The organism is Paenibacillus phytorum, assembly GCF_013141715.1.
Lineage (GTDB): Bacteria > Bacillota > Bacilli > Paenibacillales > NBRC-103111 > Paenibacillus_E > Paenibacillus_E phytorum.
Genome location: NZ_WHOA01000099.1, coordinates 170,685 through 194,695, shown reverse-complemented (window position 1 = coordinate 194,695; position 24,011 = coordinate 170,685). Strand labels below are relative to the sequence as shown.

The 24,011-nt window shown below is 40.8% G+C and carries 31 protein-coding genes; 28 read left to right on the top strand and 3 right to left on the bottom strand.

The window, feature by feature from the left end:
* Nucleotides 1-7: 7 nt before the first annotated feature.
* The 6 genes from mmgA (at nt 8) to GC098_RS15990 (ending at nt 3,863) form a co-directional block, all read left to right on the top strand.
* Nucleotides 8-1,189, top strand: coding sequence for an acetyl-CoA C-acetyltransferase (mmgA, locus tag GC098_RS16010; protein WP_171644144.1), 1,182 nt, complete (start codon nt 8-10; stop codon nt 1,187-1,189).
* Between the two features lie 21 nt (nt 1,190-1,210).
* Nucleotides 1,211-2,065, top strand: coding sequence for a 3-hydroxybutyryl-CoA dehydrogenase (locus GC098_RS16005; RefSeq protein WP_171644123.1), 855 nt, complete (start codon nt 1,211-1,213; stop codon nt 2,063-2,065).
* 170 nt (nt 2,066-2,235) lie between these two features.
* Complete coding sequence (locus tag GC098_RS16000; RefSeq protein WP_171644122.1) at nt 2,236-2,592, top strand: hypothetical protein; 357 nt, start codon at nt 2,236-2,238, stop codon at nt 2,590-2,592.
* A 12-nt stretch (nt 2,593-2,604) separates the two neighbouring features.
* Complete coding sequence (locus GC098_RS15995; RefSeq protein WP_171644121.1) at nt 2,605-2,952, top strand: DUF962 domain-containing protein; 348 nt, start codon at nt 2,605-2,607, stop codon at nt 2,950-2,952.
* A gap of 120 nt (nt 2,953-3,072) precedes the next feature.
* Complete coding sequence (locus GC098_RS41610; RefSeq protein WP_376773887.1) at nt 3,073-3,264, top strand: GNAT family N-acetyltransferase; 192 nt, start codon at nt 3,073-3,075, stop codon at nt 3,262-3,264.
* Nucleotides 3,265-3,356: 92 nt separating this feature from the next.
* Nucleotides 3,357-3,863 (top strand): DUF6933 domain-containing protein, encoded by a 507-nt coding sequence (locus GC098_RS15990; protein WP_171644120.1) that lies wholly within the window; start codon nt 3,357-3,359, stop codon nt 3,861-3,863.
* A 6-nt stretch (nt 3,864-3,869) separates the two neighbouring features.
* On the opposite strand, the gene GC098_RS15985 is transcribed toward GC098_RS15990, so the two are convergent.
* Complete coding sequence (locus GC098_RS15985; RefSeq protein ID WP_171644119.1) at nt 3,870-4,817, bottom strand: FkbM family methyltransferase; 948 nt, start codon at nt 4,815-4,817, stop codon at nt 3,870-3,872.
* A gap of 137 nt (nt 4,818-4,954) precedes the next feature.
* On the opposite strand from GC098_RS15985, the gene GC098_RS15980 reads away from it, so the two are divergent.
* From GC098_RS15980 to GC098_RS15950, 7 genes are all read left to right on the top strand, one after another.
* Nucleotides 4,955-5,680 (top strand): class I SAM-dependent methyltransferase, encoded by a 726-nt coding sequence (locus GC098_RS15980; protein WP_171644118.1) that lies wholly within the window; start codon nt 4,955-4,957, stop codon nt 5,678-5,680.
* A gap of 152 nt (nt 5,681-5,832) precedes the next feature.
* Complete coding sequence (locus GC098_RS15975; RefSeq protein WP_171644117.1) at nt 5,833-6,738, top strand: S-layer homology domain-containing protein; 906 nt, start codon at nt 5,833-5,835, stop codon at nt 6,736-6,738.
* 173 nt (nt 6,739-6,911) lie between these two features.
* Nucleotides 6,912-7,958: a rod shape-determining protein gene (locus GC098_RS15970; RefSeq protein ID WP_171644116.1), complete on the top strand. Its 1,047-nt coding sequence runs from the start codon at nt 6,912-6,914 to the stop codon at nt 7,956-7,958.
* A gap of 14 nt (nt 7,959-7,972) precedes the next feature.
* A complete protein-coding gene (locus GC098_RS15965) occupies nt 7,973-8,353 on the top strand; it encodes a hypothetical protein (protein ID WP_171644115.1) in 381 nt (126 codons plus the stop codon).
* 15 nt (nt 8,354-8,368) lie between these two features.
* Nucleotides 8,369-8,629, top strand: coding sequence for a hypothetical protein (locus GC098_RS15960; protein ID WP_171644114.1), 261 nt, complete (start codon nt 8,369-8,371; stop codon nt 8,627-8,629).
* Nucleotides 8,630-8,768: 139 nt separating this feature from the next.
* Nucleotides 8,769-9,119 carry a VOC family protein gene (locus GC098_RS15955; RefSeq protein WP_171644113.1) on the top strand — a complete coding sequence of 117 codons (351 nt, stop codon included), beginning with the start codon at nt 8,769-8,771 and terminating at the stop codon, nt 9,117-9,119.
* On the top strand, nt 9,116-9,622 hold the full coding sequence (locus tag GC098_RS15950) for a GyrI-like domain-containing protein (protein ID WP_312880159.1): 507 nt from the start codon (nt 9,116-9,118) through the stop codon (nt 9,620-9,622). The genes GC098_RS15955 and GC098_RS15950 overlap by 4 nt, the downstream gene beginning before the upstream one ends.
* Nucleotides 9,623-9,835: 213 nt before the next feature.
* Here the strand turns inward: GC098_RS15950 and GC098_RS15945 are convergent, their stop codons facing one another.
* Nucleotides 9,836-10,600: a C40 family peptidase gene (locus GC098_RS15945; protein WP_171644111.1), complete on the bottom strand. Its 765-nt coding sequence runs from the start codon at nt 10,598-10,600 to the stop codon at nt 9,836-9,838.
* Between the two features lie 177 nt (nt 10,601-10,777).
* Between GC098_RS15945 and GC098_RS15940 the strand changes: the two genes are divergently transcribed.
* Nucleotides 10,778-12,007: a niacin permease NiaP gene (locus GC098_RS15940; RefSeq protein WP_312880158.1), complete on the top strand. Its 1,230-nt coding sequence runs from the start codon at nt 10,778-10,780 to the stop codon at nt 12,005-12,007.
* A gap of 84 nt (nt 12,008-12,091) precedes the next feature.
* Here the strand turns inward: GC098_RS15940 and GC098_RS15935 are convergent, their stop codons facing one another.
* The gene (locus GC098_RS15935; RefSeq protein WP_047673155.1) at nt 12,092-12,274 is read right to left on the bottom strand and encodes a hypothetical protein; all 183 of its coding nucleotides are present in this window, start codon (nt 12,272-12,274) and stop codon (nt 12,092-12,094) included.
* A gap of 140 nt (nt 12,275-12,414) precedes the next feature.
* Between GC098_RS15935 and GC098_RS15930 the strand changes: the two genes are divergently transcribed.
* The 14 genes from GC098_RS15930 to GC098_RS15865 all read left to right on the top strand — a co-directional run bounded on the left by GC098_RS15930 (nt 12,415) and on the right by GC098_RS15865 (nt 23,893).
* Nucleotides 12,415-12,921 carry a DUF3189 family protein gene (locus GC098_RS15930; protein ID WP_171644110.1) on the top strand — a complete coding sequence of 169 codons (507 nt, stop codon included), beginning with the start codon at nt 12,415-12,417 and terminating at the stop codon, nt 12,919-12,921.
* A 43-nt stretch (nt 12,922-12,964) separates the two neighbouring features.
* The gene (locus GC098_RS15925; protein WP_171644109.1) at nt 12,965-13,813 is read left to right on the top strand and encodes a VOC family protein; all 849 of its coding nucleotides are present in this window, start codon (nt 12,965-12,967) and stop codon (nt 13,811-13,813) included.
* Nucleotides 13,814-13,993: 180 nt separating this feature from the next.
* Complete coding sequence (locus GC098_RS15920) at nt 13,994-15,472, top strand: spore germination protein (RefSeq protein WP_216625292.1); 1,479 nt, start codon at nt 13,994-13,996, stop codon at nt 15,470-15,472.
* A gap of 18 nt (nt 15,473-15,490) precedes the next feature.
* Nucleotides 15,491-16,597, top strand: a complete 1,107-nt coding sequence (locus tag GC098_RS15915) for a GerAB/ArcD/ProY family transporter (RefSeq protein WP_171644107.1) — start codon at nt 15,491-15,493, stop codon at nt 16,595-16,597.
* Nucleotides 16,597-17,724, top strand: a complete 1,128-nt coding sequence (locus GC098_RS15910) for a Ger(x)C family spore germination protein (RefSeq protein ID WP_171644106.1) — start codon at nt 16,597-16,599, stop codon at nt 17,722-17,724. Before GC098_RS15915 ends, GC098_RS15910 begins: the two co-directional genes overlap by 1 nt.
* Nucleotides 17,725-17,850: 126 nt before the next feature.
* A complete protein-coding gene (locus GC098_RS15905) occupies nt 17,851-18,378 on the top strand; it encodes a GNAT family N-acetyltransferase (protein WP_171644105.1) in 528 nt (175 codons plus the stop codon).
* A gap of 339 nt (nt 18,379-18,717) precedes the next feature.
* Nucleotides 18,718-18,951: a hypothetical protein gene (locus GC098_RS15900; protein WP_171644104.1), complete on the top strand. Its 234-nt coding sequence runs from the start codon at nt 18,718-18,720 to the stop codon at nt 18,949-18,951.
* Nucleotides 18,952-19,120: 169 nt separating this feature from the next.
* On the top strand, nt 19,121-19,477 hold the full coding sequence (locus GC098_RS15895) for a hypothetical protein (protein ID WP_171644103.1): 357 nt from the start codon (nt 19,121-19,123) through the stop codon (nt 19,475-19,477).
* A 68-nt stretch (nt 19,478-19,545) separates the two neighbouring features.
* Nucleotides 19,546-19,962 carry an Rrf2 family transcriptional regulator gene (locus tag GC098_RS15890; RefSeq protein ID WP_171644102.1) on the top strand — a complete coding sequence of 139 codons (417 nt, stop codon included), beginning with the start codon at nt 19,546-19,548 and terminating at the stop codon, nt 19,960-19,962.
* A 107-nt stretch (nt 19,963-20,069) separates the two neighbouring features.
* The gene (locus tag GC098_RS15885) at nt 20,070-20,936 is read left to right on the top strand and encodes an SDR family oxidoreductase (protein WP_171644101.1); all 867 of its coding nucleotides are present in this window, start codon (nt 20,070-20,072) and stop codon (nt 20,934-20,936) included.
* A 211-nt stretch (nt 20,937-21,147) separates the two neighbouring features.
* On the top strand, nt 21,148-21,366 hold the full coding sequence (locus GC098_RS15880; protein WP_171644100.1) for a hypothetical protein: 219 nt from the start codon (nt 21,148-21,150) through the stop codon (nt 21,364-21,366).
* A 104-nt stretch (nt 21,367-21,470) separates the two neighbouring features.
* On the top strand, nt 21,471-22,277 hold the full coding sequence (locus GC098_RS15875) for a uroporphyrinogen-III synthase (protein ID WP_171644099.1): 807 nt from the start codon (nt 21,471-21,473) through the stop codon (nt 22,275-22,277).
* 434 nt (nt 22,278-22,711) lie between these two features.
* Entirely contained in the window at nt 22,712-23,398 is a 687-nt protein-coding gene (locus GC098_RS15870) for a class I SAM-dependent methyltransferase (RefSeq protein ID WP_171644098.1), read from the top strand.
* Nucleotides 23,399-23,515: 117 nt separating this feature from the next.
* Nucleotides 23,516-23,893: a Rid family detoxifying hydrolase gene (locus tag GC098_RS15865; protein WP_171644097.1), complete on the top strand. Its 378-nt coding sequence runs from the start codon at nt 23,516-23,518 to the stop codon at nt 23,891-23,893.
* The last annotated feature ends 118 nt before the right edge of the window (nt 23,894-24,011 follow it).

Here is a 24,011-nt window from a genome sequence, read left to right as displayed (position 1 = left end):
CGAATCCATGAGGGAAAGTGTCATTGTGGGCGGTGCCCGAACGCCGTTCGGGAAGTTGGGCGGTGCCTTGAAAGAAGTTCCCGCTGTCGTTCTTGGAGGAACAGCGATGAAAGAGGCGATCCTCCGATCTTCGATTGATCCGGCAACCATTGACGAAGTGCTTATGGGGATGGTGCTGCAGGGAGGGACGGGACAAATGCCTTCTCGTCAGGCTGCCCGATGGGCCGGTTTGGACTGGAGCGTGACGACGGAGACCATTAACAAAGTGTGCGCTTCCGGGTTGAGAAGTGTGACAATGGCTGATCAAATCATACGTTCAGGGGATGCAGATATTATCGTAGCCGGCGGGATGGAAAGCATGAGCAACGCACCGTTTGCTCTGCCAAGCGCCCGATGGGGAGCAAGAATGGGAGATCAAAGCCTCGTGGATCTCATGATTCATGACGGTCTATGGTGTTCATTTCACAACGTGCATATGATCGTTCATGGCAGCACGGTTGCCGCAGAGTTCGGAATTAGCCGCAAAGATCAGGATAACTGGGCTCTACGCAGTCATATTCGAGCAGTAGAAGCGATGAAAAAGGGATATTTTGCGGAGGAAATCGTCCCAATAACTATCGAGAGTAAGGGTGGAACGATTGAGATTAGTCAAGATGAAGTCCCTAGAGCAGATACAAGTCTTGAAAAGCTTGCCGCATTACCTTCTTTGTTCACAAAGGATGGCACCATAACAGCTGGGAACGCCCCCGGCGTAAACGACGGCGCTGCAGCGGTGGTGGTCATGTCCAAAGAAAAGGCTGTTTCTCAGGGGATAAAGCCTCTGGCGAGGATTATTGGTCACGCTGCTGTAGGTGAAAGTGCGCCATATATCGCGACCACACCAGCTCTGGCGATTCTGAAGCTATTGCGTCAAACAGGTTTGTCGTTGGAGCAAATCGACAGGTTCGAAGTGAATGAGGCCTTTGCGGCTGTTATGCTGATCAGTGGAAGATTGCTTGGTTGGAATCCGGAGCGAGTCAATGTAAATGGGGGAGCGATTGCACTTGGTCATCCCATTGGCGCCAGCGGGGCGCGAATCATATTGACTTTGATCCATGAACTACGGAGAATTGGAGGAGGATACGGAATAGCTGCGATATGCAGTGGAGCAGCTCAAGGAGACGCCATTCTTTTGCATGTAGATCCATAAGTTTGTAGCGGGGGTGAATAGATGAATATACAGACTATCATGGTTGTAGGTGCGGGACAAATGGGGAGCGGCATCGTTCAGGTTGCTGCAGCTTCGGGTATGAAGGTGCTATTGCATGATATTTCCATGGCGTTTATTGACAAAGGATTAGCTTCGATAAACAAACAACTATCTAGAGGTGTTGAGAAAGGAGGTCTTACAGAAGTAAGTAAGACTGAAATTCTAAGTCGAATACAACCTTTGGAGCAATTGGAACAAGCGGAACAGGTAGATCTTGTGATAGAAGCCATTTCCGAGAATATGGTGTTGAAAACTTCACTATTCCAAAGGCTGGATACCATTTGCCCGCCAATGACAATCTTGGCATCGAATACATCATCACTTCCCATTACAGAAATCGCCGCGGTCACGGGGCGTCCAGCCCAGGTGATTGGCATGCATTTCATGAACCCAGTACCGGTAATGCCTCTAGTTGAAGTCATCCGTGGTTTAGAAACCTCGCAGGAAGTGTTCGAAGCTGTATATAAATTGAGTGAAAGAATGGGGAAGACACCTGTAGAAGTGAAAGACTTCCCTGGGTTTGTGTCGAACCGTATCTTAATGCCGATGATTAACGAAGCTATTTTTACCGTTTATGAAGGTGTTGCCTCTGTTGAATCGGTCGATACCGTGATGAAGCTAGGCATGAAGCACCCCATGGGACCGCTAGAGTTGGCGGATTTCATCGGGTTGGATACATGCTTATCCATCATGGAAATTCTTTATGAAGGCTTTAAGGATTCGAAATATCGTCCGTGTCCACTTCTTAGGAAGTACGTAAAAGCAGGTCGTTTGGGGCGTAAATCTGGTCAGGGGTTTTATTCGTATCATGGTTGAAAAAAAGGATACCAATGGACAGTCACTTCACATGGGGCTGTCCATTTTGATTCGTCTATAAGAATTTTTGAGAAAGGAGGGAGTTTGTGCAGGGATATTTTGGGATTTATTGAATTAAACCAAAGGAAGTTTATGATAAAAAATGGATCAAGCACTGAAAGGAATAACCAATGACGATTATTGGAATTATTACAGCCATTATATTTGCAATACTGATTTCTATTTATCTAGGGCCATTTGGGGGAATTGTTATACTTGCTGTTATTTTTGGGCTTGTTTTAAGTACACATCAAAGAAACAAAAAAATGTATGAAGATATTCAGAGAATTAAAGAACGATTAGGCATCGTGGATCGTAACGATTTTCATATGACGAATGAGGAAATTGAAGAGGAACTTGAACTTGAAGTGCGTAGTGAATCCGAACAAAAGGAACTTGAAAAGATTAATGCAGAAATTGAAGGCGAGCTTGAGACATATTTGAAAAAAGAAAATGAGAAAAATAAAGATATGGACAATGATAAATGAGGAAAAACTGATATGAGACAAAAGAAGTTCATAGTTCGAGTTCAACGCGACTTAGATTATTATCTGAAAGAGCATCAGAATAAGACCAATCGAATACTGCACTATTTTGCTTTTATGTCGGCTTTTATGGCTTGGCTATTTTTGTTTTTTGACCTGAAAGTAACGCTAATCCTAGCCTTATTACATTACCTTTTATCATGGGTAGGACATTTCTATTTTGAGGGGAATAAACCGGCATCGTTTCGCTACCCACTTATAGGTTTCTATTCTGGGTTTACATGGTTTTTTATAAAAACGTTTGAAATTGTAACTGGTAAAGAAATTTTGAACAAATGGATATATGAGAAACTTGAAGATTGAGATCACAAATAATAAGTGGAGTGTGTTACATTGTCAATAGAAATTAGAGAGGCAAAAATAGAAGAAGTAGACATTGTATTTCGTACAATGCAAGAATCATTTATGGAATATAGTGGGTAGCTGAATCCACCTTCAGGAGCACTTGCTGAAACGACTCAACATGTAATAAATACCTTTAAAGAAGGTGGGGGAGCCGTATTAGCATGGCATGGAATTAGGGCTGTAGGCTCGGCTAGATATAGATTTATTGAAGATTATATTTATATTGGGCGAGTTTCAGTTATACAGGAATATCGCGGAAGAGGAATATGATCGGACAGATAGCTGGTATGTAATGAGAAAGAAACTATAAGGTAAGCTGATAACAATCTTGAACAATTACAATAAGAAAGTAGTGAACATCAATGGCAGTTATTGCATGTACAAAGAAGTTATTTGATTTAAGCAATTTTCCAGTTTCACCAATTCCGGAAGTGGGATATAGACCACTGAATAGTTGGCATGCTCATTTGTTTAAGGTGGGCAGAAAGAACTGTGTAATGATAATGAACGATTTAACAAGATACCAAGTAGTTCTTTATGGGGTCAGGAAAGAACATGTTAAAGACTTTCAACATTTGTTTTTGAAAAATTTAGAGATTGTCTTAAGAGCAGATCAATTCACAGATCAAGAGGTTAATTTGTTTTTATCAAACATGGACAAGTTTATTTACACGAAAACTCACAATAGAAGCATCGTGGGATCTTTAAATGAGCAAATTTTCATGACACAACATTGGATTGAAAAATATCTTCCTACTGACGAGCTGAATATTGTTGGTCTTAATGTAAAGCTGAATGATTCTGTTATTTTAAAGCTAGCGGAAGGATACCCTAGGCTCGCTCTAAAGAATGCTTTGCTGGATATGTAAACTATACTAATCCAATTGTATAATCTGCGAATAAATCTCTGGAATCGTTACGCCTGGTGAGGCCAGGATGATATCCGTGTGAATATGTTTCTTTTTGAATAACAGTTGCAGTTTTTCCAGAGATATTTGCTCGAAGTGGTACAGATCCTGATTATTCAAGTAAACATAAAGGTCGAAATGTTCTTGTAAAAAAGATAAAAATGCATGGGCATCCGTATCACTTTTGGCTAAATATTTACTGTCAAATTCAATAAATCCAAGTATATTGGGACAATTTATTATGGATTGCAGCATCCCTTGAATAACCTTTTCTTCATGACCTTCCACATCGATTTTAAATAAGATCTTTTCTTTATTCAACGGATACCGGCTAAGTATAGAGTCAAGTGTAATGCTGGGAATATCGTGTTGTTGGTAATGCTTCGAAACGCCCCCCTTGCCAAGAGCTGCGGTTGAAAGGCCAGACCAGTATTTGTTAATGAAGAAAGATTGCTTATCGCTATCTTCGTTAGAAGCCATAGCATAAATGGTGTTAATTCTTTTGCGGTTAGGATGTACTTTCTTGGAACGCTCAATATACGGCTGCAAATTAGGATTGGCTTCAATTCCAATTACTTTACTATTTTTGGGATAGGTCACGGAAAATAGGCATTCGCCATAATTTACTCCTACGTCTACGATCAAAGTTGGTCGGAATGAGGCAACCGCCGTTTTCCAAAATAGATTCAGCCTTGGCTGCGTCATACCACCTGTCATATACAAAATTCTTCCACGATTTTCGGTTGGATCGACATACAGAATATGCGATGAACCGGGAAGCACAATTCGGTCGGTGCGCCATCGTCTTATAATCGTGCGAGAAAGTACATAGCGGGCAGTTGATTTCATTATTTCCCAGTAACGTAAAGTAGAATCGTTCTTAATAGCAGCTTCGTAAGAGTGTTTATCGGGCATCGTGTAGTTCCTTTCTAACTTAAAGTTTTTGGATAGGAACGTATCGTCTTTTTATTTTAACAAAGAGTTATTATTTATGAGTTATGTGGATGTAAAGTGAATGTTATTTATGTGAAAAGAAAATGAGGAAAACAAAAATGGATAATAGGATCAAAATCATTAGAAATGAAGAGCGAAAATATCATGAAGCTTGTTATGATAACTACAAATTATTTGAAGAGGGATCATGGCTCTCAAAACCAGTAAAAACAGTGATGGATACACTAGCTCATTTTAAATCCAAAGATAATCTCACTGTATTAGATCTAGGTTGTGGAGTGGGCAGAAACAGTATTCCAATTGCTGAATCAATGAAGGAGCGCCAGACTGGAAAAATTATTTGTGTGGATATTATTGAATCTGCACTTAATAAATTAGTAGATTATAGTGAACAGAATGGAGTTCGTGCGTACATAGAACCGAAGCTATCAGACATTGGAGACTATCTCATCGAAGAGAATCAATTTGATTACATCATTGCGGTTTCTGCATTAGAACATGTGGAGTCAGTCCCAAAATTTATACAAGTCTTAGAGAGAATGGCACGAGGAACGAAAGAGAACGGGATTAATTGCGTTATTATGAGCACCAACATACAAGAAATAGATGTAGAATCAGGAATGGAATTAGATCCATTTATGGAACTTAATTTGACAACAAATGAAGCGAAACAGTTATTATCATCGGCGTATCCAGACTGGGAAGTAATATTTACTACTTTAAATGCATTGCAATTTAATATAGTGAGAAATGGGCGCGAAATTCTGCTTAAGAGTGATTCTTTGACGTATGTCGTTCAAAAAATTAAGGAGAATAAATTATAATAAGCAATTAAGTTTGAACTTCATTTAAAAGATGATTAGGCCGGGGGTAATCCTTCGGTTTTTATTTTTTTTAAAATCACTGAAACATTTATCACGTACGATACGTTTGGGATAGTGTAATAAGATAAACAACTAAAAGGAGAGAATTAACTATGAAAAAGATAGCAGCTTTAACTTTAACAACGGCTTTAGTTAGCAGTTTGACTTTTAGCAGTGCCTTCGCTTTTACGGATGTAGAGGAAGGACAAGCTGCAGCAATCTCTGCTCTGCAAGATCGTGGAATCGTGAGCGGTATTGATAAGGATCATTTCGTTCCAAAAGGAAAGATTAGTTATGCCCAAACCGTTCAAATGATTGTAAAAGGCATGAATTTAAACATGGATACATTGCGTTTTATTAAACAGCCATTAGCTTCGGACATCTTTACCAACATCCCTAATGATGCTTGGTATGCGGATGCCTTTATCATAGCGCACTACAACGGTATGAACATTCCGAAGGATGTAAATCCGAACGCTACGATTACTCGTGAACAATTTGGAGAAATGCTCGTACGAGCTTTAGAAAAGAAGGGCAATTTCCCGCTAGTGAAAATGTTTATACCGATCAAAGATGAGGCTCAGATCACTCCCGAATATCAAGGCGCTTTACAGCGATTGCTGCTATACAAAATTGCCGATCTTGACAAGGAAGGTATGTTTAATCCCAAAGCCGAACTTACTCGTGGCCAAGCCGCAGGTTGGATCTATAATGCGATTCGCTTCTTAGACACACATATCCAAAAACCGGCACCTATTGAAGATGTATCCGTAACTGTGGAGAAAGTAACTGACGATGTGAACAAGGTTACCCTATCAAGAGGTCAAAAACCGAATTCAGGTTACAGTATTGCCATTCAAAATGTTCGATTTGACCAAAACGGTCAAGCGGTGATTTCGTATACCTTGCAAGATCCAAAACCGGACTCGATGTATGCTGATGTGATAACGGAGGCAAAAGCCGTAACTTACGTTTCCTCAGCTTATAAAGCAGTAGCAGAACCAGCAGCTGCAAACTAATAAAAAGCTTACTTAGGAGTGCCGCTCACCTATATGGTGGGTGGCACTTTTTGGGTTACCCCCCTAGAATGGCTGCTTTATGCGAACAAGTATGAAGATGCAGTTAAGTCAAAATCAACTAATATACACGCTACTATGGGCATTGTCTATTGAACAGCGAGAAGGAGCGAGTCATGTTAAAGAGATTGGAAGAACTGTTTGGAGTAGACCTGGGGACCTGTAACACAATTATTTATCAACAAAAAAAAGGGATTGTATTGTCAGAGCCGTCTGTCGTCGCCATTCAAACGGATACGGGGGAAATTAAAGCTTTTGGCAAGGAAGCCTATGACATGATAGGGAGAACTCCGGCTAATGTGGAAGTCATCTATCCCTTAAAAGATGGGGTTATAGCCAACTTCGATATGACCTTAGCGATGCTGAAATATTTTATTGGCAAAATAAAAAGAGGTTATCAATGGTTTCGCAGCTTCCAAGTGCTGATTTCAGTGCCTTGTGGAATTACGAATGTGCAAAAACGCGCCGTCGAAGAGATGATTTTACATAAAGGAGCAAGGAGATCAATCACTATCGAGGAGCCGCTGGCTGCGGCGATGGGCGCCGGGCTTCCAGTTGCAGAGCCAATTGGTAGTATGGTCCTTGATATCGGCGGAGGGACAAGCCAAGTAGCCATCATTTCTCTTGGTGGAATTGTTGTAAGTGAGTCGGTTCGCCGTGGAGGCATGTCGATCGATCAGGATATCATTGAATATGTGAAGAAAACTTATAATATGGCCATTGGAGAACGGACTGCGGAGGAAATCAAGAAGAACGTCGCTGCCGTAGTGATGCCTGTGAAAGAAGTGAAAATGGATATAAGAGGGCGTGACCTTATGCAGGGCTTGCCTAGAACAATATCAATTTCATCACAGGAAATTTACGAGATTATGGATGATTTTGTGAAATCGATTCTAGAATGCATTCGACTCGCGATGGAGAAATGCCCGCCGGAACTTGCTGGTGATGTGATGGAGCAGGGCATTCTGTTATGTGGTGGCGGCGCATTGCTGGAAGGATTGGATAAGCGGCTTCAGCAGGACATAGGCGTTCCGGTTCATCTCGCTGAGCACCCGATGGAATGTATTGCTCAAGGTACAGGGAAAATGCTAAACTTCAATGGGGCGATAATAATTGACCGGTCTGAAAAGATTGTGACAGAAGATCGAGAAAGCGTCCTGTAAAGGAGGCTTTTCTATTGAAATTTAGAGCAGTATCTGATCAGACGAAAATGAATGTTATGCTTTGGAGTATTAAAAAGGAAATCATGAAAGAGAATAAATATTTAGAATCCCTACCTTATGACCCTACGCCAATTATGGAGGTCGTGAAACACCACATCGATAGATGGGACCCCGTAAAGCTTCTAGCGATGGATTGTCCGGATGATGAATATGATGGTGAAACGCGAACGATAACCATTTATATCATTAAACATCTAGATGAATTGGATGCGCTATCCCTCGGCAAGGCGATTAATAAGGTATTGGGTGATTCCTTTCGTGATGAATTTCAAGCAGACGAACAGTCTATTGAAATAGCTTCAAATATCATACATTCACTAAGATCAGGCGTATAGAAATGGGGTGTTGTTGTGAGCGAAATGCTGAACAAATATTGTGCCAAAATATTCGGTAAAACGGGTGTTATTATCGAGATTGGCGTCGTAAAAAAGGTTGCGAGCAGGACGGTTCACGTCGATTGGGGAACCAAAACGTGGATCTATCAGAATAAAGATTTCATTTGGGCACCGCTATCTAAAGAAGAGTTTGAAGAGAAATATAAGAAACCTAAATTTTCTGAAGGGGCGCTTGCCCGAGCTTTGGAATTAGGTTTAAAGATTACTTATAATTAATACCTCAAAGAAGCCGTTCCTTGGTCATCAAGGATCGGTTTTTTTATTTGTTCATCTCAAAAATAATTTCATTTACATGGGAACAAATATTCGGTATTATGGATATGGGTATAAATACCAATTGTGGAGGTTGAATCATTTGGGTCGTGTTGTATTATTTGAAATGAATAGTCAAGATCCGGATCGTGCTGCAAGTTTTTATTCGTCTGTTTTTGGCTGGAAGATAGCAGAGCCTAACTGGGGATATCACCCAGTGACAACAGGAAATGATGATAAATCTGGCATTAATGGCGGTATTTCTAAAGGACCTAGTGTTTATCCGCACGGAATAAGAATTCAAATCGAAGTTGACAACATAGATGAGGCACTTACGAAATCCGTTGAGTCGGGAGCACAAGTTGTTAGAGGAAAAATGGAATTTGATGATTTTTATCTTGCCTATTTAGTGGATCCAGTAGGGAATGGGATCGGTTTAATCCAAAATAAATAATCAATTGGAGAGGGACGATTACTCTGGAAAACAAAACGATGATTAAATATCACTGTGAGACTCTTAGGAAAGAGTATCAATTAGTTGGTCAGAGTCTTACAGCCAATTTTCCAAAAGGTTTCCCAGATGCAGCACTACAAATACAAAGTCAATTTGCTGAGAGAAGACATGAGATCACAAATGCTAAGGATCAGGAAGTATTATTTTCGCCATATATGTGCAATGGGATATTTGCTACCTATTTTGCTTGCCTTGAAGTGGATGATTTAACTTTAATACCCGAAGGGATGATTGGTTTTAAGCTCCCTACCGTCACTTATGCCAAAATATATTGTACAACTAAAACAATAGGTGAAGCGTACTCGAGAATATTTGAGTGGATGAAAGAAAATGGATATCAACAGAAGTTTTTGGATCAATCGTGTCCGATCGAAATCTTTTACTTTGAGGAAAATGTAGAGGAAGAAAATGTTGAAATATTAATACCTATAAGAGAGGATTAATTGCATCAAGAGGCGTGTTCTTTAGAAAAGATCACGTCTCTTGATATTTTCTTTTTTATATTTCCAGAGGAGAATGGAACATGGAAGATCAGTGGAGAATTGCGGAGTACAAAGGCAAAGGGCCAGTCGTTTGGGAGATATTACAGTGAGCTCATAGTTGGTCTCAAGAAGTTGGATGGAAACCAGGCCAATCAGATATGTGAGAGTTAAGGATTATTTGGTGTCTAGTACTGAACCACCTAAGGCAAATCGATAGGTTAGATGATTATTGGCAACTTCATCTATACGTACGCCACCTGTGGCAGCTGAGGCTGTGTGGATGATTTTACCATTACCCAAATAAATACCCACGTGTGTAATGTTTCCGATTGATTTATCCATCCCGATGTAATTATCCGGATTTGTCCCTTTATAACTGACGAAAAAGAGCAAATCACCACGATGGGCTTGATCGATAGTTGTGTAAGTCCGATTGGAAAAAGATTGAACATAGGTCGCTTGACTTCGAGAATCTTTTGGAATATCCATCCCTAGAGAAGAAAGATAAGCCCAACGTGTGAAGTCGGAGCAGTCAAATGTGGATGGGTCAGATCGATCCGAACTGAATTCGTATGGAGTTCCGTAGTACATAGCCGCTTGTGAGATCACATTCTCTGCATAATTACCTTCTTTGGGCTGGATGGATGGATTGGGCCTAACTTGAACAAGTCCTTGCGTTCCTCCAAGAATTTTGATAGAGCTATTAGTGGAAGAAGCGACATCTTGCGCGCGATAACCGCGTTTTTCTAGTTCGATGTTCGCATCACCCCTTTGAAGTAATACGTCTTGATTAGTAATTTTAGGATCCAATAACCGCCTATCCATACCGCCTTGTTGCGTGGAGACTCCAATTTGTTGAGGGGCAACATTCCCTTTACCGCACCCGGATAAAACAAGTACACAGCTTAATACGGTTAGTAATTTTTTTGTGTGTTTCATTATAGGCCTCCTATAGTTGATACCCATATTATGTTTAGATCGGTCACATTTAATCCGATGGGTAGATTGATCAACTTGAGGTTTGATATTGGTTTGCAGAGGGAGTGTTTTTCGGTAATGTTACACAAAATAGGATCAGGAAAGCTAATGCGATGATTAGGAGAATGCGTTTTGGATGTGATTAAAACAAATTTGTTACGTGAACCGGCAAAACGAAAGTTACTTTTCAGCACAGGTATTAGCTGGTTGTTCGACGCTATGGATGTAGGGATAATCTCGTTTATTGTTGCTGCATTAGCAGTCGAGTGGAAATTAGGTGCACAACAAATTGGGCTGTTGGCAGCTATTAATTCGATCGGGATGGCTGTAGGGGCTTTATTAGCAGGCTCACTTGCTGATCGTTATGGACGAAGAATGGTATTACTTGGAACGCTAATTATTTTCTCGGCTGCAAGCGGACTCTCTGCTATTGCCACTAGCTTTGTTATCCTATGTGTCCTGCGTTTCGTTACTGGAATAGGACTCGGTGGAGAACTTCCTGTCGCGTCAACGCTTGTTTCGGAGTCGTTTCCCACTAATGAAAGGGGACGAGCTGTCGTTCTGTTAGAAAGCTTCTGGGCGTGCGGGTGGATCATCGCGGCGCTTATTGCTTACTTCGTCATTCCTACATATGGCTGGCGTGCGGCCTTTGTTATCGGTGCGCTGCCGGGCTTATATGCTTTATACCTTAGAAGATCGATTCAAGATTCACCACGATTTACTGAATTGCGCAGCCGAAAATTGTCATTCAGCGAACGTTTAGCTTCCGTATGGTCATCTAAATATCGAAGATCTACCGTAACACTTTGGATCTTGTGGTTCACGGTGGTATTTTCCTATTACGGAATGTTTCTATGGCTTCCAACCGTCATGGTTCTTAAGGGTTATGGTCTCGTAAAAAGCTTTCAATATGTATTAATCATGACGTTGGCACAGCTTCCAGGTTATTTTACCGCTGCTTTTTTCATTGAGAAATTCGGCCGTAAGTTTGTGCTCGTCACTTATTTGCTGCTGACTGCAGCAAGCGCATTGTGGTTCAGTAGTGCTGCTACGGAGGGGATGTTGATAGCAGCTGGTGTTAGCTTATCTTTTTTTAATCTTGGTGCATGGGGAGCCATGTATGCTTACACACCTGAGTTGTACCCGACTGAAGTACGCTCTACGGGTGTTGGGCTTGCCGCATCCATCGGACGTATCGGCGGTATCATTGGTCCATATCTTGTAGGTTTGCTGGTGGCGAGTAATAAAGCAATCACCTCTATTTTTATGGTATTCTTCATAGCGATTGTCATCGGAGCACTCGTTTTATTGTTTTTTGGCAAAGAAACAAAAAATACGGACCCCGATTTTGCACCTGATCCTACCTAATGGATATTCCTATATGATGAGATACAACAAAAAACCACGCATCAGTGCGTGGCTTCTCTTTATTTTTCTCTAATTAGTTACAAATTACGTTGTCTCACGTTCAATGATTTCTTCTAGTTCTGAACTGTGCTCATTAGCTGCTGCAATGATTTCTTGATCAACCTTATTTTTTCCTTGCATGAGCTCTGCCGCTTGCGCCTGATTGTTCAATTGTTCTACCTCTTGACCGATCCCATGCGCTCCTTGATGTCCACTGTTTGTTGTCATCGTTCATAATGCTCCCTTGCTGTTATTTATAAGGATACAACAAACTGTAATATGCACGAGAATGAGGTTGTTTTATTCATTATAGGAGATAATGAGTAAAGAAGTTTTATACAATATTCTCTGGGTGGTGGGTATGAACTATGATCTATATTTATAACGATTTCGGGGGAACACATACAACAGCTTTAGCTGCAGCTTATCATCTCAAAAAGCTAGACGGTTCCCACGAGCCAACAAAAAATGAGATACTGAATACACACAATTTCAATAAACTAGTTTACAGAGACAGAGGGAAGTTATATTTTCATGGCAAGGATGAGGATGACAATAAAGTATACACAATGGGCAGAGGAAGGTCTAAAATCCTAGTTCCGGGTGTATTTAATCTCATAGATATGTTAATTGAAGAAGAGGTACTCAACGAAAAAATCATATTATCAAACACGTCTCCAACTGTGCCTTTTGCGATGACATGTGGTGGAATGCTTTCACGATGGTTAAAAATTGATTTCATCGGTGTGCCCTTATTGGTTACTGGAGCAAAACAAGCGTATCAAGACATCATTAATCTCGTTCAACATACGAAGCAGACCGCGAAAACATCAACTTCCCAATTAATTATGCTTGATAATAAAGAATTCAAGTAAGTAATCATGGTTCTAAGATACAAACTTATTGGGAGGTACTCATATGAAGTTTCATCAAAAACCAAATACATTTGTTAGTCATGTACATTTAATCGTTGAACAGCTTGAAAGGTCTTTATCGTTCTACCAAGGCGTATTAGGATTTCAAATTTTGGATCGCACAGAATCCTCAGTTTCACTGACTTTAAACGGAAAGGATGCTCTGGTGACCCTAGAGCAGCCAGCAGATGTTTTACCGAAAGAACCGCGCCGTTCAGGACTTTATCATTACGCGGTACTTTTACCGGACCGGAAAGAGTTGGCAAAAGTCATTCAGCACTTCATAGATATCAAATACCCGTTACAAGGCATATCCGATCATCTTGTAAGTGAGGCGCTGTACTTGGCGGACCCAGACGGGAATGGGGTGGAAATTTATGTAGACCGTCCTTCTGAAAGCTGGGAATGGATTGGGGAGCAAGTCAGCATGGCAACCGAACACGTTGATTTACGCAGTCTTTTATCTGAAGCGAATGGAGAGAAGTTCACGGGTTTGCCGTCTGATACCATTATGGGGCATATTCATCTACATGTATCAGACCTCGTGAAAGCAGCAGAATTTTATCTCAATGGACTTGGGTTTAAGGTTGTTTACCAAATAAGCAACCAAGCGCTTTTTATATCGAGTGGAGGATACCACCATCATATTGGATTAAACATCTGGAACGGTAAGGGCGTACAAGCGCCATCTCGTAACAGCGTTGGTTTGAAATATTATACGATCGTATTTGCCGATGAAATTACTAGAGTTAGTGCGATAAAGAATCTAGAATTGTTAGGCTATCATGTTCATGATTATACAGCTGTCGACCCATCAGGAAATCATATTCTGCTAACTGTTTCCATGGATTAGATGGGCATCCAGTTAAGAGGACAAGTTAATAAGTAAACGGGCCTCGCGCCCTTAAGAACCCTCGCAGCCAACGCGATGGTTTTTTGCGTTTTTCAAAGCTATATGGGATTGTTTTCCTGACATTTTGACATACTATGCGATATGGCATTGTGAAACGAGGGATTGTTTAACATGCAGAACATGAAAAACGACATACCTGCGGATATTATCGAGTTGGAACAACTGCTCGAAGAGGCACTTAATGGAAATCCCAATTTAATTGCCAAATATGTCGTGCTTGGACAGCAAACGGCCGCCATCTATTACATAGAAACTCTAGTTGACCAGGATTTGCTTCAAAGGGATATTATTCAACCTTTATTGACTTTTGTCGATGTGCCTTCAATCAATGAAACAGAACGATTTCCCGTTGCAGGAATTGTTCAGGTTAAAGTTATTCAGTCTGTTGCGGAAATGTTATTGCTCGGATGGGTGTATCTTCACAGCGATGATAGCCGCTTCAATTTTCTGTTGAATGTTTACAAGCCACCTAATCGTAGTTTTTCGAAAGCTGAGATTGAAAGCCAAGTATTTGGCCCACAGATTGCATTCAACGAAATTTTAAGGTCCAATATTGCCTTGCTTCAGATGTACCTGCCGAGTCCAAACTTATGTCAGGAGAACTTGGAAGTTGGAGTGGAAATCAAGACACAAGTGGCGATGTTTTATATCAAAAATCTTACAGATAATGAGCTCGTTAAACGAGTGCGTGATAGGATCAATAGTCTTGAGATAGATGGTGTGGTATCCAGTGCACAACTAGTACAGTTAATAGAGGATAATAAATTTACGATCTTCCCACAGTTTGTAATGACCGAACGTATAGATCGTACATCGTATTCCCTATCAGAGGGGAAAATTGTGCTGTTTGTTTCCGGAAGTCCGTTTGCCATTGTATGCCCATCGACGATGATGGATTTCTTCTCTTCCGCGGAAGACCATCAAGTTCGGTGGAATATGGCTACCTTCTTCCGGCTTTTGCGGGTTGGAGCCATGGTTTTATCTTTATTATTCACCCCCATCTATGTAGCTGCATTAACGTTTCATTATGAAATCATTCCTTCCGCCATGGTCGTGCCGCTGGCTGAATCACGAACACGAGTACCATTTCCCCCCTTAATGGAAGCTTTGTTTCTAGAAATTACGATCGAGCTGCTTCGTGAAGCAGGCGCAAGACTTCCGACCAAGATTGGTCAAACTATCGGAATCGTAGGTGGTATCGTCATCGGACAGGCAGCCGTACAGGCAGGATTTACAAGTAATATTCTCATCATTATCGTAGCGCTAGGAACGTTGGCGTCGTTTATTACACCAATTTATCTAATGGGTATTACGATTCGTATCATCAGGTATCCAATCATTATACTTGCAGGTTTTTATGGAGGAATTGGGATCATGATTGGTATCTGTTTTTTGGTGATTCACCTACTTCGTTTAACTAGTCTGGGTCAGCCTTATTTGTATCCCCTCTATCCATTTCGAAAAGGGGACTTGAAAGACAGCATTTTGAGACTACCTTTCTCTTTTTTGCGCGAACGCTCCATGTTTACCCATGGCGATGACACCTTCAGGTTTGTGGAACAAGAGACTGTGACTAGCCACGGAGATATTGATGAATAATGGACAAGGAGGAGTTAAGTGAAGACTGGTAGTCCTCCAAAGAGATTGATGTTTAGTTCATTTCTCTTATTCTTTGTTATTCTTGCCAATCAGGTAGGAACTGGTTTGTCTGGATTTCAGCGTATCATTTACCAATCGGCGGGGCATGATGCGTGGATATCCGTCTGTATGGCTGGGGCATGGTCTCATCTAACGGTTGGAGTTATGCTGCGAACTCTTAAGCTGAATCCGAATATGGACTTATATGAAGTTCACAAAGACCTTTATGGTCGATATTTCGGGGGGATAATCAACACAATTGTTATGCTGTATATGCTAACTGCCGTCATGGTGTTATCCCGCAATTATGTGGAAATGGTCCAGACTTGGATATTCCCGGACCTGCCAACATGGCTGCTGAGCGCTTTTTTGGCTATGTTAATTATTTATGGCGTTCTTGGCGGTATTCGGATTGTTGTTGGGATCGCCCTTATGTCGGTAATTTTGACAATATGGTTGATTGTATTTTTGTACTTTCCGTTACGATATGCAGAATGGACACATCTTACACCGATCATGGAAGCAAGCATTTCCGAGTTAGTTCAAGGTATGTTAAAAATGTCATTGACCATCGTCGGGTTCGAAATTCTGATGTTTGTGTATCCTTTTATTCGTAACAAAGAACATGCCCCCTTGGCCGCTCATTTGGGACTTTTTACCACCACGATCATCTATGTAGCTGTTATGGTGGTCACGCTTGTTTACTTTAGTCCAGGACAATTATCGAAGACCGTTTGGGCTACATTCAGCCTGTTTAAAATTGTTGTGTTTCCATTTCTAGAACGCTTTGAATATGTGGCTATCTGTGTATGGATGTTGGTAGTCCTCCCTAACTTAATGATGTACATGTGGGCAGCTTCCAAAGGAATTAAACGAATATTTGGTTGGAAGCAAAAATATGCCCTTTACACCTTTGCCCTTATATTGGTTGTTGTATCAATCTTTTTTAAAACACGCATACAGATTAATACTTTAAATGACATCTTTTCGAAAGTGGCTCTTTACTTTGTATTTGGTTATCCCTGGGTACTTTATGCTGCTGTTCTGCTCAAAAGACATTTTCAAATGAAAAGAGGAGGGATCTAATGAAGAAATCCCTGCTAGTTCTGTCGGTTATCGTATTATTTATTCCTATCTGGACAGGCTGTGTGCAAAAAAGGATTTTGGAAGAATTAGGACTCATCGTCATTGTTGGTTATGATCCTCTAGAAAATGACCGCATCAAGGGAACGGCACTGCTCCATCAAATAGATCCGGAAGCGAAAGAAAAGGTTCAGGTTGTCGTTACAACAGGTAACACAAGCAAAGGGATTCGGAATGCTCAAAACCGTGAAGTATCTAAGCGTGTCGTTAGTGGACAGCTCCGAATTGCCATGTATAATGAAAAGTTAGCCCGGAGTGGGATCTTATCCCTTACCGATACACTCTCAAGAGACTCTGCCATTTCGGATACGATGTATGTAACCGTCAGTAAAGGGAGCACGGAAAATATCATCACGCATCGATTTCCGGAAATAAGCAATATCGGAACCTACCTCTTTAAAATGATCCGTCAAAATATTCAAGGAGAACAAATCTCCTCATGTACGCTTCATGAATTTATTCATGACGTTTATTCTGTAGGAAAAGACCCGGTTCTCCCTATTATTGAGCGTAATGGCGACGAAATAGCATTGAATCATACGGCAATTTTTCAGAATGATAAGATGGTAGGAGGGCTTAGGGTAGACGAGTCTTTTGTTCTAAAACTTATTCGAGATCGTTACAGAGCCGGCGCTTTGGAGTTATCCTTGGATACGGAACCTTTTCGACAAATGAAGTCTGGTATTCAGACAGATAAAATTAATATCGTGATAGAAAATATTGCAAGTTCCAGTAAAATTAAGCTAATAGACCCCTCAATTCCGTCATTTTCTGTCCATATATCTATGAATGCCAGGATTCAAGAGATTTCGAACGAGTTGAAATTAGGAGATCCAAAGGTCGTTCATGCCCTCGAAAACGAGATTGCCAAGCAATTGGTCCGGCGTGCGAATCAGCTTATTGCCAAAACTCAAGCGGTTCGGTCAGATCCGATTGGTTTTGGTGAAGTTCTCCAATCAAAGGTGCGACACGCCAATCTGACAGATGAGAAGTGGAGGGAGATGTATTCCAAAGCCAAGGTTCAAGTGGACATCAAGGCAATTATGGTTCGCTCAGGAGTGATTGAGTAGTTGTTTTAAGTCTCAACCCGTTCGTGATCGCAAGAAATAAGCTTAAAACTTGATGAGGATCATGGTTCAGAAGTACAATGAAAATGTACATATTATGACATGAATTCCTTAGTAGGAGTGTGAAAGATGCTAACTCGAACGAACGAGCTGCTGGTAAGGATCGAGCCATGGGCTGAGGCTGATCTTGCACTTCTGTATCGCATGAATGCACCAGAGATGCTGGAACACTTGGGTGGTCCGGAGACGGAGGAGCAGATCCTGGCGCGCCACAAACGCTACGTCGAGATTGGCGGCAAGGGGAAAGGCCATATGTTCAGCATCGTTCTGCTTTCAGAACTAGAAGCGGTCGGCAACATCGGGTACTGGGAACGTGTCTGGCAGGAAGAGACTGTGTACGAGATCGGTTGGGGCGTACTGCCGACTTTCCAAGGCAGAGGCATTGCAAGCGCAGCAACCGCGGCGGCTGTTGCCAGCGCCAGAGCGGAACAGAAGAACAGGTACATTCACGCATTCCCGTCGGTCGATAACCCCGCATCGAATGCCATTTGCCGGAAACTCGACTTCAAGTTCAACGCCGAGTGCAGCTTCGAATACCCTCCGGGGAGCTTCATGAGATGCAACGATTGGAGATTGGACCTTACTGCTGCAACATAGGATGAAGCAACTCTTTATGTAAATGAACATGTATAATTTGAATCAGATCAGCCATAATACTTATGACGGTGAAACAAGAGAGGTGTGGTTCCGTTGTACATTCAACGAGATAAATACCAGGGAAGTTGTTTTTGAATCCATATAGAAGCGAGGAGATGTGCCGCAAACACTTAGTGTAGTACTTGTACTGCAATAATGGATGAGGTATAGATCAAGCCAAGTAAGGTTCAAGGCATAAGTACCATCAATCAATTCACCGTCAAAAGAACTCCGAAAGGGGTTCTTTTTCTTCATAACAAACGTAATCTTGAGCCACAATACTAGAAGGGTGAGAATAATTTGACAACAACTGAAAATTCCAATAAACAATTGATTGAGCTAACAACAATTCTTAATAATTGCATATCGATGGAACTAAGAGTAAGAAAATTCGAAGTAGAAATGGAAGTGAAAAAAATGGAAGAATACGACTTTAAATTTAAGAATTCATGGGCTTCCATGGAATTAGCGGACCATATTGTTATCGAATTTTGGAAGAAAGATCTCATGAAGGATTCAAAGATTAATGAGTAAAAATGCAATGACGATTAAGTTTAGGGCTGTCTCTCAAGGTCAATGACCTTAGGGGCAGCTCTATTTTTTAATAAATTATTTAAAAATGGATGAACGATTTCTCACACTCAGTCGTACTATAGGTGTTTCCACAAGAAAATCCAAAATATATAAAGCGGAGGTAGTTAAATTGGCTAGAACAATCGAATTTACGAAGGATGCTCTTATACTTCATCTAACGGGATTGACAAGTGCTGCTGCTTTGAAACAACGTGTTGAAATTCCGTATCCGGATATAATGAATGTCTCTATAGATGACTTTAAGTTATCCATGTTTCAAATTAGAGTGGGTACCTCAATAGCTGACATTAGAGAAGGACGTTTTCTGATCGGAGATAGATGGTGTTTCATTTCCTATGAGGATCATAAGGATGTCGTCATACTTGAACTAAATAATCATAAGTTTGGAAAAGTTGTTTTTCAAATTGAGAATCCATTGGAAATCAAAGAACTAATTATAGAACGTTTAATGAAAAAGACGATGTAATCGACATGACAAACTTGACTTTGATGTCAGTTAGAACTATACTGGTTACAACGAGTGGGTGATAATGAATGAAACAAATTAGCAGTCGCTTTTCGATAGCTGTTCATATCCTGTCGTTAATTGCGACCATTCCAATGGAATGTACAGGTGATTTCATTGCTGGCAGCGTGAATACGAATCCAGTCATCATTCGCAAAATTATTGGGATGCTGAAGAAGGCAGGACTCGTTGACGTACGTGCTGGAGTTGGCGGAACATCGCTGTGTAAGGATACGGACCAAATTACATTACTTGATGTATACCGGGCAGTGGAAGTGGTCGAGAATGGGGAGTTGTTCAATTTCCATAACCATCCTAACCCCAACTGTACGGTAGGGAGAAATATTGAATCAGCCCTTCGTGCAGAAATGCGTGATGCTCAAACCGCGATGGAACAAAGATTGTCTAACGTTTCCTTGCAACAACTCATATCTAATTTTAATTAAAAATAGCTCTTAAGTGAGCTAATTTTTATAACCTAGTTGTAACCAATATGGTTATAACTGTGGTGATTCTAACTCATTATTAAATAATCTGATGGAGGTATTTACAAATGAAAATTCTAGTGACTGGTGCTACGGGACAATTGGGATCAAAAGTGGTGGAGGCTTTACTTGCATTCGTACCAGCTGAAAGATTAGCTGTTAGCGTAAGAGATACGGAGAAAGCAACCGATTTACGTTCTCGGGGTGTTGAAGTTCGCCATGGTGATTTTGATGTTCCAGCATCTCTTGATAAAGCTTTCGCTGGTGTTGACCGCTTGCTTATCGTGTCGACGCAAGGGGATAACGAAACTCGAATTCGTCAACATTTAGCTGCTGTATCCGCGGCTGAGCGCGCTGGGGTTGGTTTCATCGCGTATACTAGTGTCACAAACGCAGAGGAAAGCTCTCTCTTTCTCGTGCCAGTGCATCGTGCGACAGAGGAAGCGATTCGTAAAACGGGAATTCCATACTCATTCTTGCGAAATAACTGGTACATTGAGAACGAGATTGGAACGATACAAGGCGTTTTGGCGGGTGCACCGCTCGTAACCTCGGCAGGAGCTGGTAAAGTAGGTTGGGCTTCTCGCGGCGATTATGCACAAGCGGCAGCAAATGTGCTTGCAGGTAAAGGACATGAGAATACCGTTTATGAGCTATCTGGCACACCGATCACGCATGATGACCTTGCAGCGGTTCTGTCTAAGGTACTAGATCGTGAAGTTCCTATTCAGCATGTTGACGATGAGACTTACGCTAAAATCATAGTTGGTGCAGGGGTTCCTGAGCAAGTCGCTCCTATTCTTGTTGCCATCCAAAGCGCAATTAGAGATGGCGTGCTAGATATAGAAAGTAACGATCTTCAGACACTTCTTGGTCGTCCGGTTACACCACTAAGTGAGGCGATTGAAGTTCTTGTGAGCGGGTTGAAGTCATAAAACGAGCATAAACATGGCTATTAAGCCGCGGTCTTTTTAGACTGCGGCTTTTTGTGATCTTTTGGTTTACAACTAGTTTCGTTCAAGCTATGATGATATTTTGAGAAATTGGATGGTATAAAAAGAACCAAAGTGGTTGATGAAATTCAGATCAATTTCCTATATAATTTTCACCGAAGGACCAATTTTACAAAGAAAAGGTGGTTATTATATGAATATGTATATCTATTTCGGGATATTTTCAATCATACTATTATTTGGTTTAGTAGTTACCTTTATGGTTGGTTTTTCTCGCAAGAATCGTGAAGGCGATCAAACCTATTTCCAAAAAACAGAGGTAAAATGGGTTCGACTTACATCTTTTTATGTGATTTCAATTGCTGCAGGATTGTTAGCCTTGGTAGCGTATATTCGTTATTCGATCGGGTAAAAATGGCCACGCCTTCGCTACACAATGCGAAGCGTGGTCATTTTAAAATTTCATGAAAACAATTACAATAATAGGGACGGCATTCAGAGGGGGATTCATAGAAAATGAAAAAGCTTAACAACAAGAAAATTGTAATCGCAGGCTCTAGAAAAACAGAGGAAATGAGCCTACTAATTGAGAAGCAGGGAGGTATCCCTGTCATTCGTCCTTTGCAGGGCCTTATATATTTTGATGAGTCAGCAATCGAACAAGAATTATTATTTTGCGTGAATAACAAGATTGATTGGTTTGTTCTTACAACAGGTACTGGAACAGATACGCTGCTGGGTGCTGCGGAACGGTTAGAAATTCATACAACTCTGATTCAAAAAATGAAAGAAGCGAACGTAGCGGCACGCGGATATAAAACGTATGCTTTGCTTAAGAAATTGGACATAAAACCTGAAATTGTCGATGAGGATGGAACGACTCAAGGTTTAATTCGAAGTATGGACCTTTGCGATTTCTCGGGCAAAAAAGTAGTTGTCCAGTTACATGGTGAACCTCAGCCTGATTTGATCCAATTCTTAGAGAATCGAGGGGCGAATGTTATTCAACTGCTGCCATATCGACATGTAGAACCGGAATCATCCACTTTGGAGACGTTGTGTCATGAGTTTTCAACGAAATCGATAGACGCTGTTTGTTTTACTACCGCGGTACAGGTGCGATATCTGTTTGAATATGCTAAACGTCAAGGGATCGTGGATACAGTTCGAGAATCGTTCAAGACACAAGTAAAAGCAGTAGCGGTCGGCAAAGTAACGGAAGAAGCTTTGAGAGCAGAAGGGTTGGACCACGTCATTGTACCTGAAAGCGAACGGATGGGGGCTATGGTTATTGAATTAGTCAAGTATTATGAAAATCAATAGTTACTTTGATTCGGTCCACCCGTAACGACCAAACCAAGGCCTGACCAAACGGAAATTATTAACATTAGGTAAGCCGGCATGAGCTGCTATTTTGTGGCGCTCATGCTGGCTTATTGTTTTATAGTGTTTGTGACGTAGGTCTCACAATCAATTCATTGAGAGATACATATGCTGGCTGTTATATGGCAAATAGCACTGAGTTCGCAATATCTATCAAACCAAGCAGTTGGTTGCACGCCGCCCGGGGAGATTAAAGTTGTATGAATGTTTTGCTATGGTTTTAATTCCATCCACATTCCTACAGTAAGAGCGTAGTGTGTTAATTAAGCACAAATTACGAGAAGATGCAGGAAATTTTTGGAATTTATCGAATTAATCAACGGGTGGCTAAATGATTAAAGTAATTATTCAGTCTTGAGGATGGAGGTAAATGTTTGGGGATTGAGTGGTATGACATGATCGCCAGAAAAAATGGTGGGTATAAAAGCACTGCCATTTATACAATTGAAGGAATTTCAGCTGAAGAGATTTTTGAACAGAGATTAACAAGCATGCTGCCAATGTTTAATTCTGTCTTAGATGCAGGCTGCGGTCATGGGGAATTTACTAGGAAGATGGGGAGAATTGGAGCGGCTATTACTGGTTTTGATAACTCATTAGAAATGATAAACATTGCTAAATCAAGTTTAGAGGAAGCTCTCTGCGATAACGTTAAATTTGTTTATTGTTCTACCAAGGGGGAACTGGAACTGCCTTTTAATAATGATCAATTTAATTTGATCTACAATCGAAGAGGCCCAACTTCAATATTAAATCATAGCAGAATCCTAAAAAGCGGAGGTACGATATTCGGTATTCATTCTGGTGCGCTTGAGAAAGTAAAGGAACGATTACTCTTTAATGGATTTATAAATATTGAGATAGAAGAATTTCAGAACGCTATCTATTATTTTCCCAACGAGAGGGAATTCGCTAAGTTTTTAACGGATACACCCGGTAACCCAGATTATACAACGCCAACAATGAGTAACGAGCTTCAACAAAAGGTCAAAGAACATATCTTTAATGGAAATATAGGTTTTAGAGAATATAAATACATAAGGAGAGCTACTAAACCATAAATGTTTGGGTTAAATCGAGAAGATGGCAGCTGTACCCAAAATCTTTCAACAATGCGCTCCGCGGCGAATCACATGAGAAAAGATCCTTGGTCTGAATTATGAAACTGGAGGTTTACGATGAAAGAAGTTATTTTTACAGAGAAGGCACAAAACCCAGAGGGAATGCCCTATTCGCAGGCAATTAAAGTAGGTAATACGGTATATGTAGCTGGACAAGGACCTTTTGATCCTGAAACTGGTAGGGTAGTAGGAAATACTTTGGAAGAACAAGCGAGAAGGGCATTAGAAAACCTCAAAGCAATTTTAGAAGCATCAGGCGCAGCTTTGAAAGATGTTGTTAAAGTAACTGTCTTCCTTGGAGAAGGAGCAAGCTTCGATGAATTTAATTTGATTTACAAAGAATACTTCTCAAAACCATATCCAGCTCGTACAATAGGGCCGGCAAATATGGGTTTTATGGTTCAGATTGATGCAATAGCTGTGGTTGAATATTAGAGCAAGGAAAGAATGTGTCCATGAACAAAAAGTTACTACAGACTTTAGCATGCTTGTGTTGTTCGCCGTTGATATTTGGAGCCATGTATTATGATTATTATTATAAAATTACATATTT